This is a genomic window from Lacinutrix venerupis, assembly GCF_001971745.1.
In the GTDB taxonomy this organism is placed as follows: Bacteria; Bacteroidota; Bacteroidia; order Flavobacteriales; family Flavobacteriaceae; genus Lacinutrix; species Lacinutrix venerupis.
Genome location: NZ_CP019352.1, coordinates 2,855,308 through 2,872,858, shown reverse-complemented (window position 1 = coordinate 2,872,858; position 17,551 = coordinate 2,855,308). Strand labels below are relative to the sequence as shown.

At 31.4% G+C, this 17,551-nt stretch carries 18 protein-coding genes; 10 read left to right on the top strand and 8 right to left on the bottom strand.

Annotated elements, in window-relative coordinates; genetic code table 11:
• Nucleotides 1-27 precede the first annotated feature (27 nt).
• Entirely contained in the window at nt 28-507 is a 480-nt protein-coding gene (locus BWR22_RS12970; RefSeq protein ID WP_076734084.1) for a TlpA family protein disulfide reductase, read from the bottom strand.
• Between the two features lie 131 nt (nt 508-638).
• On the opposite strand from BWR22_RS12970, the gene BWR22_RS12965 reads away from it, so the two are divergent.
• Nucleotides 639-1,928, top strand: a complete 1,290-nt coding sequence (locus BWR22_RS12965) for an Omp28-related outer membrane protein (RefSeq protein ID WP_076734083.1) — start codon at nt 639-641, stop codon at nt 1,926-1,928.
• Between the two features lie 81 nt (nt 1,929-2,009).
• Here the strand turns inward: BWR22_RS12965 and pruA are convergent, their stop codons facing one another.
• A complete protein-coding gene (gene pruA, locus BWR22_RS12960; protein WP_076734438.1) occupies nt 2,010-3,638 on the bottom strand; it encodes an L-glutamate gamma-semialdehyde dehydrogenase in 1,629 nt (542 codons plus the stop codon).
• 136 nt (nt 3,639-3,774) lie between these two features.
• Between pruA and BWR22_RS12955 the strand changes: the two genes are divergently transcribed.
• Complete coding sequence (locus tag BWR22_RS12955) at nt 3,775-4,500, top strand: NRDE family protein (protein ID WP_076734082.1); 726 nt, start codon at nt 3,775-3,777, stop codon at nt 4,498-4,500.
• Nucleotides 4,493-5,503, top strand: coding sequence for a DUF6695 family protein (locus tag BWR22_RS12950; RefSeq protein ID WP_076734081.1), 1,011 nt, complete (start codon nt 4,493-4,495; stop codon nt 5,501-5,503). Before BWR22_RS12955 ends, BWR22_RS12950 begins: the two co-directional genes overlap by 8 nt.
• Here the strand turns inward: BWR22_RS12950 and apaG are convergent.
• Entirely contained in the window at nt 5,500-5,886 is a 387-nt protein-coding gene (apaG, locus tag BWR22_RS12945) for a Co2+/Mg2+ efflux protein ApaG (protein WP_076734080.1), read from the bottom strand. The two genes, BWR22_RS12950 and apaG, sit on opposite strands and share 4 nt — an antisense overlap.
• 98 nt (nt 5,887-5,984) lie before the next feature.
• Nucleotides 5,985-7,235 (bottom strand): type IX secretion system plug protein, encoded by a 1,251-nt coding sequence (locus tag BWR22_RS12940; RefSeq protein WP_076734079.1) that lies wholly within the window; start codon nt 7,233-7,235, stop codon nt 5,985-5,987.
• Between the two features lie 192 nt (nt 7,236-7,427).
• On the opposite strand from BWR22_RS12940, the gene BWR22_RS12935 reads away from it, so the two are divergent.
• From BWR22_RS12935 to nqrF, 6 genes are read left to right on the top strand one after another with little or no spacing between them, the layout of a single operon-like run.
• The gene (locus BWR22_RS12935) at nt 7,428-8,783 is read left to right on the top strand and encodes a Na(+)-translocating NADH-quinone reductase subunit A (RefSeq protein WP_076734078.1); all 1,356 of its coding nucleotides are present in this window, start codon (nt 7,428-7,430) and stop codon (nt 8,781-8,783) included.
• The gene (locus BWR22_RS12930; protein ID WP_076734077.1) at nt 8,783-10,024 is read left to right on the top strand and encodes an NADH:ubiquinone reductase (Na(+)-transporting) subunit B; all 1,242 of its coding nucleotides are present in this window, start codon (nt 8,783-8,785) and stop codon (nt 10,022-10,024) included. Before BWR22_RS12935 ends, BWR22_RS12930 begins: the two co-directional genes overlap by 1 nt.
• Nucleotides 10,025-10,026: 2 nt before the next feature.
• Nucleotides 10,027-10,836 carry a Na(+)-translocating NADH-quinone reductase subunit C gene (locus BWR22_RS12925; protein ID WP_076734076.1) on the top strand — a complete coding sequence of 270 codons (810 nt, stop codon included), beginning with the start codon at nt 10,027-10,029 and terminating at the stop codon, nt 10,834-10,836.
• A 1-nt stretch (nt 10,837) separates the two neighbouring features.
• Entirely contained in the window at nt 10,838-11,482 is a 645-nt protein-coding gene (locus tag BWR22_RS12920; protein WP_076734075.1) for an NADH:ubiquinone reductase (Na(+)-transporting) subunit D, read from the top strand.
• 37 nt (nt 11,483-11,519) lie between these two features.
• Nucleotides 11,520-12,257, top strand: a complete 738-nt coding sequence (gene nqrE / locus BWR22_RS12915; protein ID WP_076734074.1) for an NADH:ubiquinone reductase (Na(+)-transporting) subunit E — start codon at nt 11,520-11,522, stop codon at nt 12,255-12,257.
• Between the two features lies 1 nt (nt 12,258).
• On the top strand, nt 12,259-13,569 hold the full coding sequence (gene nqrF / locus BWR22_RS12910) for an NADH:ubiquinone reductase (Na(+)-transporting) subunit F (protein ID WP_076734073.1): 1,311 nt from the start codon (nt 12,259-12,261) through the stop codon (nt 13,567-13,569).
• A 104-nt stretch (nt 13,570-13,673) separates the two neighbouring features.
• Here the strand turns inward: nqrF and BWR22_RS12905 are convergent, their stop codons facing one another.
• Nucleotides 13,674-14,132 (bottom strand): Na(+)-translocating NADH-quinone reductase subunit F, encoded by a 459-nt coding sequence (locus BWR22_RS12905; RefSeq protein ID WP_076734072.1) that lies wholly within the window; start codon nt 14,130-14,132, stop codon nt 13,674-13,676.
• A gap of 106 nt (nt 14,133-14,238) precedes the next feature.
• On the opposite strand from BWR22_RS12905, the gene BWR22_RS12900 reads away from it, so the two are divergent.
• The gene (locus BWR22_RS12900) at nt 14,239-15,111 is read left to right on the top strand and encodes a DUF4846 domain-containing protein (RefSeq protein WP_076734071.1); all 873 of its coding nucleotides are present in this window, start codon (nt 14,239-14,241) and stop codon (nt 15,109-15,111) included.
• Nucleotides 15,112-15,116: 5 nt separating this feature from the next.
• Here the strand turns inward: BWR22_RS12900 and BWR22_RS12895 are convergent, their stop codons facing one another.
• The 3 genes from BWR22_RS12895 to BWR22_RS12885 all read right to left on the bottom strand — a co-directional run bounded on the left by BWR22_RS12895 (nt 15,117) and on the right by BWR22_RS12885 (nt 17,550).
• A complete protein-coding gene (locus tag BWR22_RS12895) occupies nt 15,117-15,551 on the bottom strand; it encodes a RidA family protein (RefSeq protein WP_076734437.1) in 435 nt (144 codons plus the stop codon).
• Between the two features lie 259 nt (nt 15,552-15,810).
• Complete coding sequence (locus BWR22_RS12890; protein WP_076734070.1) at nt 15,811-17,208, bottom strand: FAD-dependent oxidoreductase; 1,398 nt, start codon at nt 17,206-17,208, stop codon at nt 15,811-15,813.
• Nucleotides 17,209-17,550 carry a hypothetical protein gene (locus BWR22_RS12885; RefSeq protein ID WP_076734069.1) on the bottom strand — a complete coding sequence of 114 codons (342 nt, stop codon included), beginning with the start codon at nt 17,548-17,550 and terminating at the stop codon, nt 17,209-17,211.
• Nucleotide 17,551 lies beyond the last annotated feature (1 nt).

Here is a 17,551-nt window from a genome sequence, read left to right as displayed (position 1 = left end):
AATAAAAATGGTTGGTAGTTGTAAGGTTTAAGAATGTTTTTTTATTTCATCGAATAATACATCTTCGGCACCAGGAGTGTACCCAGAATGTCTATAAACAATTTTTCCATTCTTTATAATTAGTGTTAAGGGCACGGTAGAAGCTCCTAATTCTCTTTTTAAATCGTTGTTGGTATCAAGTAAAATATCAAAATCCCAAGCTTTTCCATTAACCAACGGCTTTACGCGGCTCACTGTTCTAGAGTCGTCTACAGAAATAGCATATAGTTTAACGTTTGTTTCGTCTTGCCAATCTACATACACATCATTAATTGCATCAAGTTCATTCTTGCAAGGCACGCACCATGTGGCCCATAAGGAAACTACAATAAGGTCGTTTTTTTTACTAATCTCTTGTAAAGTTGTTGTGTCTCCATTTAAAGATTTAATTTCTGCAGAAGGCAAATTTTCTTGCGCATAAAGATTGAAGCTTAATGTTAATAGGAATATGTGGAAAAATTTTTTCATTAGTAAAATAGGAATTGTTTAGTTTAAAATAATGTTATTTTTTTGATAAAATTAGTGTTTTTTTGTTAAAAAATTTAACAAAAAAATTATAAATTGCGAATATTACTTTTAATAACATAATATATACCATAATGAAATCTAAATTTTTTTTTAAAGAACTGTTTGTATTATCTTTTTTGATTTTTGCATTTTCGTGTAGTTCTGATGATAGTACAGATGAAGGACAAGTGCCTGCTAATGTTGCTTATATTACAGTAAGTGGAAAAGACTCTACAGCGTATGTTGATGCGCCATTAACTTTTGGTGTAGTAAACCAACTTGGCGAAGATGTAACAGCAAGTTCCGAATTTAAATTAGATGGTGTAACAATTACTAATCCTTATGCTTTTAATGCAGTTGGTAGTTTTGTTGTTACTGCAATTAATGGTGGTTTAACAAATACTACAACAATAACAGTTCAGCCTTTGCCAACAGATATAACCTTAACTGTAAATAATGATGCGTTTTGGTACGATAATGGAGAGGCTAAATTTACCGCTGTAGATAATTTGGGTAATAATATTACAGATATGGTTACTTATTCTGCAGAGTCTGGTTCATTAAGTAATCCGGCTACTTTTACTGTTTCTGGAGAGTACAATGCTGTAGCAACTTATACAATGCCAGATAATTCTGCATTAAACTCTAATTCTGTTACTATAACAGCAGCAGAATCTACACATACGACTAAAGTTATGATAGAGGATTATACAGGTGCTTGGTGTGGATATTGTCCAAGGCTTGCTACAGCTTTAGAGGATGCAATTACCGAAAATGCTAATGTAATTCCTGTTGCGATACATAATGGTGATCCTATGGCGTTTACTTACGATGCACAATTAAGAAGTTCTTTTGGAGTAACTGGTTGGCCTTCGGCTAGAATTAATAGAGTAAATAACTGGGCTAGTGAAAGTTTTATTCAAGTAGATCCTTATTTAAATGTTAGACAAAATATGGGTTTAGCTATAAACTCGTCTATTGCGGCTAATGTAATAAATGCTCAAGTTAAAGTGCATTATGATTTAAAAATAGGTTATGCTAATAGAATTGTAGTTTATTTATTAGAAAATGGTTTAGTGTATAACCAAGTAAATTATTATAATGGAGATGCTTCAAGTCCATGGTATCAAGCAGGAAACCCAATTGTTGGTTTCGTGCACGATCATACAGCACGAGCAGTTTTAACAGATGTAATGGGAGATGCTATTCCTGCTACAGAAACAGAAACAGGAAACACATATGTTGTAAATTATACTACAACGGTTCCTTCTAATGTTCAAAATACAAATAACTTAGAGTTAGTTGCATTTGTAGTTGGTCCTGATAATAAAGTGTTAAATGTGCAAAAAGCACAGTTAGGAGAAAATAAAGATTTCGATTAAAGGTTTTAATATAATTCAAAAAAAACGCAAGCTCAAAAGGCTTGCGTTTTTTTATTTATATTTATTTAAAAAATAAATTATCTATTCTCCTAAAAAAGGATATCTATAATCTGTTGGTGTAACAAATGTTTCTTTAATCATTCTTGGCGATACCCAACGTTGTAAGTTTAAAATACTTCCTGCTTTATCGTTAGTACCAGAACTTCTTGCGCCTCCAAATGGTTGTTGTCCTACAACGGCACCTGTTGGTTTGTCGTTAATATAAAAGTTACCTGCACAATTTTGTAATGCTTTAGTAGCTTCAACAATAGCATATCTGTCTTGTGCTAAAATAGCTCCAGTTAATGCGTATTCAGAAGTTTCATCAACAAGCTTTAATGTTTTAGAGTAATCTTTATCTTCAAAAACATAAATTGTAATAACAGGACCAAATAACTCATCACACATTGTAGTGTATTTTGGGTCTTCAGTTACAATAACTGTAGGTTCAATAAAATAACCTTTACTCTTGTCGTAGTTTCCTCCAACAATAATTTCGGCTTTTTTATCTTTTTTAGCTTGATCAATATATTTTGCTAACTTATCAAAAGAAGCTTCGTGAATTACTGCTGTAATAAAATTCTCCATATCTGCAGGAGAACCCATTTTAAAAGATTTTACATCTTCTATAACTTGAGCTTTTACCTCGCTCCAGATACTTTTAGAAATATAAGCACGAGAGGCAGCACTACATTTTTGACCTTGAAATTCAAAAGCACCACGTGAAATAGCAGTAGCAACTTGAATTGGGTTTGCAGTTTTATGGGCAACAATAAAATCTTTACCACCAGTTTCTCCTACAATTTTAGGGTAGGTTTTGTAGTTGTGTATATTGTTTCCTATTTGTTTCCAAAGTTCTTTAAAAATATATGTAGAACCTGTAAAGTGTAAACCAGAAAAATCTGGACTAGATAAAACAGTATCTGTAATCATTTTTGGATCTCCAAATACAACATTAATAACGCCTGCAGGAACGCCAGCTTCTTCAAATACATCCATAATTACTTTTGCAGAATATACTTGAGAGTCACTAGGTTTCCATACAACAACATTTCCCATTAATGCCATACAAGATGGTAAGTTTCCAGCAATAGCTGTAAAGTTAAATGGAGAAACAGCGTATGTAAAACCTTCAAGTGGTCTGTATTCTAAACGGTTCCATGCACCACTTGTGCTTTCTGGTTGTTCGTGGTACATATCTGTCATGTACTGCACGTTAAAACGTAAAAAATCTATTAACTCGCAAGCAGCATCAATTTCTGCTTGGTGTATAGTTTTAGATTGTGCCATCATAGTTGCTGCATTAATTCTAGCTCTATAAGGTCCGGCAATTAATTCTGCAGCTTTTAAAAATATTCCAGCTCTGTGTTCCCAAGGTGTGTTTGCCCATGACTCTCTTGCTTCTAATGCAGTAGAGATAGCTTCTTCAACATGAGATTTTTTTGCTAAATGGTAGTGCCCAACAACATGTTGGTGATCGTGTGGTGGAGACATTGGTTTTGTATCTCCTGTTTTAACATCTTTTCCATTAATGTACATTGGTACGTCTAAAACGCTGCTGTACATTTCTTGATAAGCTTTAGAAATAGCTTCACGATGTTCGCATCCTGGCTCGTAAGCTCTTACAGGTTCGTTAACTGCAATTGGCACATTAAAAAATCCTTTTCCCATTTTATTTTGTGTTTTTAGTTGTCTAAATTTTAAAGCATCAAAGTTAAGCAATTTTAAACTATTTCTTTCTCAGGCAAATGTCAAAGAATTCTTATTTTTTTGTAAGTTGCTAATTCAATTTAGGACTATACTATTTATGTGTACAGTAAGTATTTTTTATAAAGGTGATAATAATTTTGTGTTAACTTCTAATAGAGACGAAGCACCAAGTAGAGTTGCTTTATCTCCAGATTTTTATTCCATTAATAATACAGAATTATTAATGCCAAAAGACGAACAGTCTGGCGGAAGCTGGATAGGAGCAAGTGAAAAAAACAGAGTAGTATGTTTGCTTAATGGAGGTTTTAAATTACATAAAAGAAAACCAACGTATAGGCAAAGTAGAGGCGTTGTGGTTACCGATTTGTTAACCACAGATAATATTGAAGCAACCATAGCTTCGTATAATTTTAAAGACATTGAGCCTTTTACAATCGTGATTGCCGACTGGAATACTAATTTAAAATTTTATGAACTGGTTTGGGATGAAACCCAAAAACATTTTCAGCAATTACCATTGGCAACAAAAATATGGTCTTCAACTACACTATATACTGAAGACAAAAAACAAGCCAGACGCGATTGGTTTAATGTGTTTAAAGCTGAAAATAAATTAACAGCATCAACACTTTTAGAATTTCATAAAACAGCAGGAAAAGATAATAACGACTTTGGTGTGGTAATGGATCGTGGCTTTGTTAAAACAACAAGTATTACGCAGATTGAAAAAACAGAAAACTTTGTTGAAATGCGTTTTAATAACTTAAATACTAAAGAGCATACCATTAAAAATCTTAATTTTTCTGAAACTATAAATGGATAACATTAAAGAGAATACTGGTATTATTTTAACTTTAGCTTATCCAGACACTATTGTATCTCATGCTGAAGAATGGTACTCGCCCTATTTAAAATATTTAGGAATAGGAAGTAAAACAAGTGTTCGTGCAGGTCATGCGGCTCTAGTTTTAATTGATAAGGAAACTGGAATTTTAGAATATCATGACTTTGGAAGGTACATTACATCTGAACCTAACGGAAGAGTTCGAGGAAGACTTACAGATAACGAATTGTATTTTCCTTTTAAAGCAGAAATTAAAAACGAAAAGATTGAAAATCTTGAAGCTATTTTACAATTTTTAGCTACAAAACCAAAAATTACACATGGTGATGGAAGATTAATTGCTTCGGTTTGTAGCCAAATAAATTATAAAAAAGCAAGGCTTCATATAACCAAAATGCAAAATCGTGGTTTTATTTATTATGCAGCTTTTAAAAAAGATGCCTGTAATTGTGCTCGTTTTGTAACCGATAGTTTAATAGCTTCAGTTACAAACCTAAAAATTAAAAAAGCATTACAGCAATCAAAATGGTTTACACCAAGTACAGTTGGTAATGTGTTATTAGCAAGCACTGGAGACTATGTTTTTGAAGTTTCAGATGTAGGAGAAATTTCAGAGTATAAAGGCTCTCAAAAAAGTGAAAATCTAAAGAATTTTTTAGATAGATTAAAAGATTATACACCAAATCACGAAGGAACTTTAAAGCCTAGGAAAGTAGAAGGTCTTCATGAAAACGCACAATGGTTATCTGGTATTGCTGCTGGTGCATGGTATGAAATACATAAAACTGATATAGAAAATGAATACAGATATCGTCGTATTTCTCCTTACGGAAATGTAGATTGTGATGCTATTTTTTTAGCTGAAGATGCTCAATTTAATTACAAAGAGTCTTATCAAATTGTACATTATTCAAATTGTCATTTTTTTCATGTAGAACAAAACGGAAAGAAATTTAGGTTTAATAGAAAATCAAATACTTAATTAATTGCAAAAGGAGCGCTTAATTTAAAAGTAGGTATAGCAACATCAAACTTTTTAGTTGTTGTAAAGTTTACCATTTCATAATGGCCTTGCATTGCACCAAAAGGAGAAGTAAGTAAGCAACCAGATGTATAAGTATGAGATTCTCCTGGTTTTAATACAGGTTTTTTGCCTATAACGCCTTCTCCAGAAACCGTTTCCACGTTATTAAGGGCATCAAAAATTATCCAATGCCTTACGTTAAGTTGCACAGAGTCTTTACTCTGGTTTTCAATAGTAACTTTATATCCAAAGGCATAATGTATTTTATAATTTTTATAAAATGTGCCTTCAAAGTTCGTTTCTACAGAAATTTTTATGCCTTTTGTAACTTGTTGAACCATTTTTTGTTTTAAATATGCTAAGCTAAAATACTAATATTAGCTTAATTATCACAATAATAGCGTTTAATAAAGGTATAATTTAACTTTATATTTTTCTTTTAGTTTGTAATGTTGACAGAGTTGCCTTCTCCAACACCAATTATTCTATCGTATCTAGATCCTAAATCTCTATAATAAACTAATACTTTATAATTGTTTTCTGTTTGGTAAAAATTACCACTAATAGCATTTTCATCAAAGCTACCGTCTTTATTTTTTATTATGTATTTATAATTGTAAAATCCTTGTTTTAAAAGTAGTTTGCCTTCGTAAGTGCTTCCTTCATCATTGTATGTTAATTGAGTGCTTTCGTCTATGGCGTAGTTATTAAAATTACCATAAACATGTACGCTTTGTCCTTGTTTTACTTTGTTTAATTCTAATGTAAAATGTACTTGCGTATAATCTGCGCCAATAGCTGGGTCGTCCGTATCTAAAGCTGTAATTAAAAAGTTTCCGTTAATATCTGGGTTGTATGTATAGGCACGATTTGCACGTAATACATCTTTGTATAAATAGCTATTATAAAGATCCTTAAGTTGTATAAATTGAATAGCATTGTTAGCGCCTCTTAAATCTTTATTTTCAAAATAGAGGTATTCATTACCCGCATAAAAACTAGTTTCCTTAGTGTAACGGTATTGCAATTCATTTCCTAACACATATTGCGGTTTTACATTTTTTATGGCAGTTTTTAAATTATTATTTTGAATAATTACTGTTTTTACAGTTTGTAAAGGATTGTTAAATCTTAGACTTGAAGAGCTAATAGCTATGTCCACAGCGTGTTTTTCTTTTATTTCACTAACATCACGTGATCTTTTTATAGCTACTCCTACCGATGCAATGTCTTCGTAAACCATAAATTTTCTTGTAAATTCTATTTCATCATCTTCATTGTAAATTGTAATAAGATAGTTTCCAGATTTAGTTATAGCTCTTGTTTGTTCATTTGGAATTGTTAAAGTAAAATGCGAATAAATTTGATAGGTGTTAAAAGCGTTATCCCAAGTCCTAATTCGTTGTTCGTTAAAACCATCTAAATATTCCGATTGTACTAAAACTGAAGGAGTCCAGTCGTAATTGTAATGCTTTATTTCGTAATAATAATCATCTTCATTCCCATTTAGTACATCAAACTCTAAAATTAAAGATTCTCCAAGTTTTAAAATTGGAAGTTGGCTTTCTGGAGTATCTCCTTTAAAAGTAATAGTTTTTATTTCTTCTGTAGGATTTATTTCTTCGACCTGACTAAAAACAGAGGTTGAAACTAATAAAATAAATAAAAAATGTTTAATGTTAAATGCCATTATTAAAGGTTTTCGAGTGGTAAATATAATCAAAATCTATGCCTTATTGGAAATCGTTATTTAGAATAATTATAAATAGATTATCTGTATGCTATAATGGGAAGAATTTTTATTATTAATTTGTACTTTTGCAGCGATTTTTTACCATCATAAAATCATATAGCTAAACTATTAACAAATAGATTTATACGCATGTCAAAAGACATTAAGATTAAAAAAGGTCTAGATATAAAACTTAAAGGTGCTGCAGAAAAGGCTACAGAAAATGCCATTATAAGCAATACTTGTACAGTAAGACCAGAAGACTTTCACGGTGTAATTCCTAAATTATTGTTTAAAGTTGGAGAAAAAGTAAAAGCTGGACAAGCTTTGTTTTACGATAAATCCAATGAAAACGTAAAATTTGCTTCGCCAGTTTCTGGAGAAGTAATTGAAATTGCTCGTGGAGAAAAACGTAAAATACTTTCAATAAAAATTCAAGCCGATAAAGAGCAATCTTTTGAAGATTTTGGAACTTTAAATATAGATTCAGCAAAAGCTGAAGATATTAAAGCAAAGTTATTAGCTTCAGGTTGTTGGGCTTTTGTAAAGCAACGTCCTTATGATATTGTTGCAAAACCAGACGTAGCGCCAAAAGCAATTTTTATATCAGGTTATGCAAGTGCGCCTTTAGCAGCAGATTTAGATTATACTTTAGCAGGAAAAGAAGCAGAATTGCAAGCAGCAGTTTCAGCTTTAGCTAAATTAACAGAAGGTCAGGTGCATATAGGAGTTGGTAAAAGTAATAACTCTCCATTAGCAGGATTATCTAATGCTACCATTCACAAAGTGTCTGGGCCACATCCAGCAGGAAATGTAGGGACACTTATTAATAAAATAGACCCAGTAAATAAGGGAGAAACAGTTTGGACTGTTGCTGCTCAAGATTTAGTAATTATAGGTGAGTTACTATTAACAGGAAAGTTTAATGCAGAGCGTACAATTGCTTTAGCAGGATCATCTGTTAAAAAGCCACGTTATTTTAAAACCAAAATAGGAAGCGAAATTGCAACTATGGTTTATGATAATGGAGTAGATAAAGATGGTAACGATCGTATTATTTCAGGAAATGTGTTAACTGGAAAACAAGTTAAACCAGATGGTGCTTTAGATTATTACAGCAATGTAATTTCTGTAATACCAGAAGGAGATGATTATGAGTTTTTTGGATGGAATAAACCAATTTTTAATAAAGTATCGACTTCTAGAGCGTTAACATTTTCATGGTTGACACCTAAAAAAGAGTTCGATTTAAATACAAATACTAATGGTGAGCATAGAGCCTTTGTTTTAACAGGTTCTTATGAAGAAGTATTTCCTTTAGATATATTTCCACTTCAAATATTAAAAGCTTGTATGTATCAAGATTTAGATGAAATGGAAGCTCTAGGAATGTACGAAGTTGCACCAGAAGATTTTGCTTTAACAGAATTTATTTGTGTGTCTAAACAGCCACACCAAGACATTATTAGAAAAGGTCTTGATTTAATGTATAAAGAGATAGGATAATGGGTTTAAAAAGTAATTTACATAACTTAAAAGAAAAGTATAAAGGCACTAAAATGGCTCCTGCGTTTAACGCAATCCATACTTTTTTATACTTACCAAATGAGACCACACATAACGGAACTCATATTAAAGCTGCAGACGATTTAAAACGTACCATGAACATTGTTATTATGGCAATGGTACCATGTTTAATCTTTGGAATATTTAATGCAGGTTACCAACATTATTCTGCAATAGATGCCTTAGCAGGTGTAACAAGAGAAGTTTCCTTATTTGGAAATTTTTTAACATGGGATAATTTTGTTGTTGGAGCATGGAAAGTGCTACCTCTAGTAATAGTATCTTATGTTGTAGGTTTAATAGTTGAATTTATTTTTGCTGTAATAAAAGGACATGAAGTAGAAGAAGGTTACTTAGTTACAGGAATGTTAGTGCCATTAATTGTACCTATTGATATTCCATTATGGATGTTAGCAGTAGCTGTTATTTTTGGTGTAGTAATAGGAAAAGAAGTTTTTGGAGGAACAGGAATGAATATTCTTAATCCTGCTTTAACAATTCGTGCATTTTTATTCTTTGCATACCCAACATGGATGTCTGGAGATAAAGTTTGGGTTCATGGAGCAGATCCTAGAGTACAAGATTTAGCACCAGGAGCAACACCAGATGCATTGTCTGGAGAAACAATTTTAGGAAGCCTAGCACAAAATAATTCTAGCATGTTAGACTCTGCTGGAGATGTATGGAATGCATTTTATGGTTTTATTCCAGGTTCTATAGGTGAAACTTCAACATTGTTAATTCTTTTAGGAGGATTATTCTTGATTTTTTCTAAAGTAGGAAGTTGGAGAATAATGTTGTCTTCTGTATTAGGAGCCATTGTAATGGGATTAATTTTTAACGGAGTTGTTTCAGCAGAATGGATTACAGAATCAAGTAAGTTTTATGGCTTAATGAGTACAGATTTCTGGATGCATTTACTTATTGGAGGTTTTGCATTTGGTACAGTATATATGGCAACAGATCCTGTAACAGCATCACAAACAAACAAAGGAAAATGGATTTATGGATTTTTAATAGGTATGATTTCTATTATGATTCGTGTATTTAATCCAGCATATCCAGAAGGAGTAATGTTAGCCATTTTATTAATGAATGTCTTTGCTCCAACAATCGATCATTATGTGGTACAAGGAAATGTAAAACGAAGAATGAAACGTTTAAAAGTTAAAACAGCATAATTATGGCAGTTAATACAGAAAAAAATTCATATACAATACTCTTTGCTATTGCAATGGTTGTGGTAGTTGGTTCATTATTAGCGTTTACCGCGTCTTCTTTAAAACCAGCAATTACAAAAAATAAAGAGATTGAAAAGCAACAAAATATTTTATATGCTTTTGGTGTAAATGAAAATGAAGGTACAGGAGATATTACTTTTGTATCTAAAGAAAAAGTTTCAGATGCATTTAAAGCTAATATAAAAGAGCAAATTGTTCTTGAAGCAAAAGACGGTAAAATTTTAAAAGAAATGACTCGTGAAGAGTTCATGAATTCTAAAGACCAAGGAGCTGGAATAGAACCATATTTAATAGATATTAAAAAAGAGCAAACTAAAGCAAAAAATGGTGAATCTAGATTTTTACCATTATTTAAAGGAACTCAAGACGGTAAAACTATTTATGTTGTGCCAATTAGAGGAAAAGGTCTTTGGGATGCTATTTGGGGTTATGTAGGCTTAGATGAAAGCATGACAGTTCAAGGAACGTTTTTTGATCACGCAGGAGAAACACCTGGTTTAGGAGCAAATATTAAGCAACGTTACTTTATGGACGATTTTTATGGCGAAAAACTTTTAACAGATGCAGGTGTCTTTAAAGGAATTAATGTTGCTAAAGGAAATAACGATCCAGTAAATAAGATAAAAGACGATTTTGAAGTTGATGCTTTAGCTGGAGCAACAATTACAGGAGATGGTGTATCTGCAATGATTAAAAAAGATTTAAAATTGTATTTACCATACTTTAAAAACTTAAAAAATAATAATAACTAATATGGGACTACTTTCAAAAAAAGACGCAAAGTTAATTACAGATCCATTAGCAGATAATAACCCAATTACTATTCAGGTATTAGGTATTTGTTCTGCACTAGCAATTACTGCAGAGCTTAAAGCATCTTTAGTAATGGGAATTGCTGTATTATTTGTATTAGGTGTTGGTAATGTTGTTATCTCTTTAATGAGAAATATTATACCGTCAAAAATTAGAATTATTGTACAACTAATTGTAGTTGCTGCCTTAGTAATTATTGTAGATCAAGTATTAAAAGCATTTGCTTACGATTTAAGTAAAACGTTATCTGTATTTATTGGTTTAATTATTACCAACTGTATTATCATGGGACGTTTTGAAGCTTTTGCTTTAGCAAACAAACCATGGCAATCTTTTTTAGATGGAATTGGTAATGCTTTAGGTTATGCAGTAATTTTAGTTATTGTAGGTTTCTTTAGAGAGCTATTAGGTTCTGGAACATTATTTGGAATTCCTGTTTTAGGAGATCCAATCGAAATGACTGGAGTATATGCACTAGGTTACGAAAACAACGGATTTATGTTAATGCCTCCTATGGCATTAATAATTGTTGGATTAATTATCTGGGTACAACGTAGTAGAAATAAAGATTTAGTTGAAGATTAACACACAGTGTTATCCTAAATTTTAAAAAAATAAAAAAATGATAGAACATTTAGAATTATTTTTCAAGTCAATTTTTGTTGACAACATGGTATTCGCGGTTTTTTTAGGTATGTGTTCATACTTAGCCGTTTCTAAAAAAGTAGCAACAGCAGTTGGACTTGGAGCAGCAGTAATATTTGTATTAGCGATTACTGTACCATTAAACTGGTTATTAGATCAGTATTTATTACAACCAGGTGCATTAGCATGGATAGATGGAAGTACAAACGGAGAAGGTTTCTCTGGTATGGACTTAGGTTTTTTATCTTTCATCATGTTTATTGCTACTATCGCAACTATGGTTCAATTAGTAGAAATTGTTGTTGAAAAATTTTCACCTTCATTATATAATTCACTTGGTATTTTCTTACCACTAATTGCTGTAAACTGTGCTATATTAGGTGGTTCATTATTTATGCAATCTCGTGAAATAGAATCTTTTGGATTAGCACTTAATTATGGAATATCTTCTGGAATAGGATGGTTTTTAGCAATTTTAGCAATTGCAGCTATTCGTGAAAAAATTAGATATTCTAATGTACCGGCTCCATTAAGAGGTTTAGGAATCACATTTATTATTACAGGTTTAATGGGAATAGGATTTTTAAGTTTTGGTGGAATGTTAACAGGAGGAGATGAAGAAGGAGAACCAACTTCTACACCAACTTCTCAAGTTGAAGAATTAGAAACTGAACAAGCTAAAGAATTAGCAGAAAACACTAAAATAGTAGAGTAATATGATATTAGCAGTTGATTTCGGAATTATAATAACAACAGTAGTCGCGTTTTTATTAATAGCTTTAATATTAATAAGCTTACTATTATTTGTTAAACAAAAATTATCACCATCAGGACCTGTAAAAATCTTGATTAACGGTGAGCGTGAGATAGAAGTAGCTTCAGGAGGAACTTTACTTTCTACTTTAGGAAACAATAAAATATTTTTACCATCAGCTTGTGGTGGAGGTGGTACATGTATTCAATGCGAATGTCACGTTTTAGAAGGTGGAGGAGAAGCTTTACCAACCGAGACACCTCACTTTTCTAGAAAAGAATTAGCTCATGGTGCGCGTTTGTCTTGTCAAGTAAAGGTAAAACAAGACATGGAAATTACTATTCCAGAAGAAGTTTTTGGAATTAAAAAATGGGAAGCAACTGTAGTTTCTAACTATAACGTGGCAACCTTTATTAAAGAATTTGTAGTAGAAATTCCTGAGGATATGGACTACAAAGCTGGAGGATATATTCAAATTGAAATTCCAAAATGTGAAGTAAAATATTCAGATATGGATATTACTGCACACCCTGAAGATCATCCAGGAGAACCAAATAAATTTGAAGCAGATTGGGATAAGTTTGGATTAAGACCTTTAGTTATGAAAAATGACGAATTGGTTGAACGTGCTTACTCTATGGCTTCTTATCCTGCAGAAGGAAGAAAAATTATGCTTAATGTACGTGTAGCAACACCTCCTTTCGACCGCGCAAAAGGTGGATGGATGGATGTAAATCCAGGTGTAGCATCATCTTATATTTTTAATTTAAAAGTTGGAGATAAATGTACTATTTCTGGACCTTATGGAGAGTTCTTTATTAACGATTCTGAAGCAGAGATGCTTTATGTAGGTGGTGGAGCTGGTATGGCACCAATGCGTTCACACTTATACGAGTTATTTAGAACGCTTAAAACAAACAGAAAAGTAACATATTGGTATGGAGGACGTTCTAAGGCAGAATTATTTTACATCCATTACTTTAGAGCATTAGAAAAAGATTTCCCGAATTTCAAATTCTTTATAGCTCTTTCAGATCCTACTGAAGCAGATAACTGGAAATTAAAAGAAGACATTAACGACCCTAATGGAGATGGATTTACAGGATTTATACACCAAGTAGTAATCGATCAATACTTATCTAAACATGAGGCACCAGAAGATATAGAATTATATTTCTGTGGACCACCATTAATGAACCAGGCGGTTCAAAAAATGGGAGAAGATTTTGGAATCGACGATGAGAATATTAGATTCGATGACTTTGGAGGTTAATATCTAAGCCATATTTGGCATTATATAAAAAAAACCAGCACTTATTAGTGCTGGTTTTTTTTTATAGTATTTTTTAAGTTGTGTTAATTAGAGAGAATATTTATTTAAAGAACAGAATCTATTAAATACTTGGGTTTGTTGTTTTCAATCTCGAACAGTTTTGAATAATTCATAACATTTTCTATATTATCTAATTCACATAAAAATGCTATAACTTCAGTTAAACCATTAAATAATACCGTTTTATCTTTTGGGTTTTGTGGTTTTTTATTATTTCCGTCAAGCGGAAGAATATAACCACAACCTTTTAAAAATTTAGCTTCTATTTGTAGTAGCTCTAAAGGAGTGTAACCAAAAAAGCGTTTCCCAAAATTTTGATTTACCATTCCAACATAGTTTAATTTTACAGACCCATGTACGTCTGTTAAATGCGTCCAAAAATCAAGATTATTACAAATATTCCCAACTGCACATTTTGTACAATATTCAGGATTTAAAGTTCCATTATGGAAGGCATTATATAACTTTCTTAATGCATATTCTAATCTTTGAGGAAGTTTCATTACAAAAATTTTTATATAAGTTACAAAAAATAAATTCTGTTAAATAATAATTTTTTAAAATTAATGTTTTATAAGTTGAGCCTTAATAACTGTTTATTAATTACATATGAAAAAAAATCTCTTTCTGTTACTTTTTCTTATTGTGGTTGTTGCTCTATTATTTCACTTTAAACCTTTAAATAAAACAGTTAATTATATTGCTAAAGGAGTAGTTTCAAAACCAAGATTAATTAATAAAGATAGTTTAACAATTAGATCTAGAGTAAACTTACCAAAAGGTTTTAAAAGAGTAAATTATGCTAAAGGTTCATTTCAAAATTATTTACGTAATTATAAATTAAAACCATACGGTACTAAAATTATTAATTATGATAACAGTCAATATTATTGGCAAAAAGGACATATAGGAATTTTAGATATTACAGTCCCTAAAAACGGTTTACAGCAATGTGCAGATGCTTTAATTAGAATAAGAAGCGAATATCTTTGGGATAACAATAGAAAGGATGAGATTGGCTTTAATTTTACATCTGGGCATTATTGTTCTTGGAAGAAATTTGCAGAAGGATATAGACCTATAATTAATGGTAATAAAGTAACTTTTAAAAAAACAGCTTCTGTAGATTATACAAAATCCAATTTTTACAAATATCTTAATTTAATATACATGTATTCTGGTACATTGTCTCTATCTCAAGAATTGGAAGAAATTACAGAGGTTAAAGATTTAAAAATAGGAGATATGCTTATTTTAGGAGGAAGTCCAGGACATATTGTTATGCTTGGTGATGAAGCTATAAATAGTAAAGGAGAAAAATTGTTTTTGTTATTTCAAGGTAATACTCCTGCACAGAGTGTACATTTGGTGAAAAATCTTGAAAATATAAATATTTCTCCTTGGTATAATTTAAAAATGAATGCAGTAATTCCTGTATCTAATTTTACATTTTATAATTCAAAATTTGCAAGGTTTAAATAGCTTAATTACTGTTTTTTATAAGCCATTACCTTAATTTCTACCACCAAATCAGGATGCGGTAATTGGTGCACAGCAACTGTGGTTCTTGTTGGACCTGTTTCTTTGTCAAAAAACTCACCATATGCTTTGTTGTAATCTGCAAAATCGTTCATGTTTACCAAAAAAGAAGTAACATCTACTACGTCTTTTAAGCTTGCTCCAACTTTTTTAAGGTTGGTATCAATATTTTTTAAAACCTCTAGTGTTTGGGTGTAGGCGTTTAGTTTTTTGGTGCCCATTTCATCAATAATATCTACACCAGCAATGCTGTTGTCTGCTCTACGAGAACTAGTTCCTGATACGAAAATAAAATCGCCTACTTGTTTTACGTGTGGATATGCTCCTCTTGGAGTTACCTTAGTTCCTGCAGAAGCAGGAATCTCATTGTTTTTATTACTCATATTTTCTGTTTTATCTCTGTTCATTTTGCCTTGATGCAAAACGAACCAAAAAATCACGATCAAGCCATGGAATTTTCAGTTTTGCAAACTGAAAGCGATTTGAAAACTCCGCGTCGAACTGCGTTCTCCTTTTCTCGGAGCTTTTCTTCATCTATTCTTCGCCTTGATGTTTCAATTCTTTTGAATTGATTTGAGGACTTTATAATTTACTAAGTTTATTTTTAAGCCCTAAATTATTTTCATTTTTACTAATTTTAATTTATTTCAATCCAGCAATTTTATCTTCTTCTAAAATAGCTTCTGTTTCTAGTTGTACTTTTTTTAATATACTATTTAAATCATCGGTGGTTGTGATTTTTTTATCTACTAAAAGGTTTAAAATAGCTTTGTCTTGCGCTCTTCCTTTTGTCATTGCTGTATGGTAAGGAATGTCTTCTTTAAAAGTAACCATAGAATATTTAGAAAAATATTTGTTTGGAAATTCTTTTTCTAAAGCCATTTCTATTGCTCGTTTTTCTTTAAAAATAGGATTTGCAACGTGATCACGCATTTCGTAATAATTATCGATTGCCAAATCTGCTATAGCATCTGTATCTGCTTTTCTAGTTTTTTCGTAGACTTTAAAAATGGTTTCCCAATCGCCTTCGTGTTGTTCTAAAATAGCGTCGAAAACAGTAACATCTTCAAACGAAGCATTCATACCTTGTCCGTAAAAAGGAACGATTGCATGTGCAGCATCTCCTAAAATAACATTTTTGTTTTTATAATGCCAAGGCGAACATTTTACGGTTCCTAATGCGCCAGTTGGGTTGTTGGCAAATTCTTGAGCTATATTAGGAATTAGCGCTAATGCATCTGGAAATTTTGAATTGAAAAAGTTTTTTATAGCTTCTTCTGTTGTTAAATTATTAAAATTATATTCACCTTCATCATAGCTTAAAAATAGTGTTACTGTAAAGCTTCCGTCTAAATTAGGAAGCGCAATTAACATGTAATCGCCTCGAGGCCAAATGTGAAGATAATCTTGACTAATAAGGTGTTTTCCTTCCGCGGAAGCGGGAATTTCTAACTCTTTATAACCATGTGTAAGATAATTTTGCGAGTAGCTAAACAAAAATTTACGTTCTAAATAATAGCTTTTTCTAAGCGAAGAACCTGCGCCATCTGTACCAAAAATAACATCGCCTTTGGCTGTAAATTCTTCTTTAGTTTTATAATCGTAGAAGCTAGCTATATTATTTTCTATATCTACACCTGTACATTTTTTATTGAAATGAATAGTAAGATTGTCATACAAATCTGCTTCGGTTAGCAATAAACCATTTAAATCTCCTCTAGAAATAGAGTTAATATATTCGTTATCTCTTCCAGAATAATTGGAAGGAAAAGTATTTCCTTCAGTATCATGAACCAATCTTCCGTACATAGGAATACAAAGCGGTTTTACTTTGTTTTCTACACCTGCAAGTCGCATGGCTTTTAATCCTCTATCTGATAATGCAAGGTTAATAGATCTACCAGCAGAAATATCTGTAGCACGTAAATCGGGTCTGCTTTCGTAAACATTTACGGTGTAACCACGTTGTGCTAAACGTAAGGCTAATAGTGAGCCACAAAGTCCTGCTCCTATAATTAGTATGTTGTCTTTTTTACTCATTTAGGTTAGTACGCTTTTAATATATTGAATCTCTTCATAAGATAATCTGAGTTTTTGCAATGCTATTGTTTGTTCTATATTTTCTTTATTTGAAAACTTTAAAGTGTCATTTAAAGCATTGAAATTTAGTTTTTTAAAATCGGAATATTCTTGATTTATTATTATTTCTCCTTTTATTTCAATTATAATTCTGCGATTGGTAATAATAAAATAATCATGAGAATTATTAGTAAAAAAACTAAGAAGCCCTAAGATTTGATAATGCCAAAATGATATATCACTTTTCTTTTTAATTTTTAATAAAATTGTTTCTTCTTTAATTATTTTATTGATACTCTTCAAA

Bases quoted from the DNA above. Each gene is read 5' to 3' on its own strand.
- BWR22_RS12955 (WP_076734082.1), top strand. From the start codon at position 3,775: ATGTGTACAGTAAGTATTTTTTATAAAGGTGATAATAATTTTGTGTTA.
- BWR22_RS12895 (WP_076734437.1), bottom strand. From the start codon at position 15,551: ATGAGTAATAAAAACAATGAGATTCCTGCTTCTGCAGGAACTAAGGTA.
- pruA (WP_076734438.1), bottom strand. From the start codon at position 3,638: ATGGGAAAAGGATTTTTTAATGTGCCAATTGCAGTTAACGAACCTGTA.
- BWR22_RS12935 (WP_076734078.1), top strand. From the start codon at position 7,428: ATGTCAAAAGACATTAAGATTAAAAAAGGTCTAGATATAAAACTTAAA.
- BWR22_RS12950 (WP_076734081.1), top strand. From the start codon at position 4,493: ATGGATAACATTAAAGAGAATACTGGTATTATTTTAACTTTAGCTTAT.
- BWR22_RS12905 (WP_076734072.1), bottom strand. From the start codon at position 14,132: ATGAAACTTCCTCAAAGATTAGAATATGCATTAAGAAAGTTATATAAT.
- nqrE (WP_076734074.1), top strand. From the start codon at position 11,520: ATGATAGAACATTTAGAATTATTTTTCAAGTCAATTTTTGTTGACAAC.
- BWR22_RS12965 (WP_076734083.1), top strand. From the start codon at position 639: ATGAAATCTAAATTTTTTTTTAAAGAACTGTTTGTATTATCTTTTTTG.
- BWR22_RS12925 (WP_076734076.1), top strand. From the start codon at position 10,027: ATGGCAGTTAATACAGAAAAAAATTCATATACAATACTCTTTGCTATT.
- BWR22_RS12930 (WP_076734077.1), top strand. From the start codon at position 8,783: ATGGGTTTAAAAAGTAATTTACATAACTTAAAAGAAAAGTATAAAGGC.
- BWR22_RS12920 (WP_076734075.1), top strand. From the start codon at position 10,838: ATGGGACTACTTTCAAAAAAAGACGCAAAGTTAATTACAGATCCATTA.
- apaG (WP_076734080.1), bottom strand. From the start codon at position 5,886: ATGGTTCAACAAGTTACAAAAGGCATAAAAATTTCTGTAGAAACGAAC.
- nqrF (WP_076734073.1), top strand. From the start codon at position 12,259: ATGATATTAGCAGTTGATTTCGGAATTATAATAACAACAGTAGTCGCG.
- BWR22_RS12940 (WP_076734079.1), bottom strand. From the start codon at position 7,235: ATGGCATTTAACATTAAACATTTTTTATTTATTTTATTAGTTTCAACC.
- BWR22_RS12970 (WP_076734084.1), bottom strand. From the start codon at position 507: ATGAAAAAATTTTTCCACATATTCCTATTAACATTAAGCTTCAATCTT.
- BWR22_RS12890 (WP_076734070.1), bottom strand. From the start codon at position 17,208: ATGAGTAAAAAAGACAACATACTAATTATAGGAGCAGGACTTTGTGGC.
- BWR22_RS12900 (WP_076734071.1), top strand. From the start codon at position 14,239: ATGAAAAAAAATCTCTTTCTGTTACTTTTTCTTATTGTGGTTGTTGCT.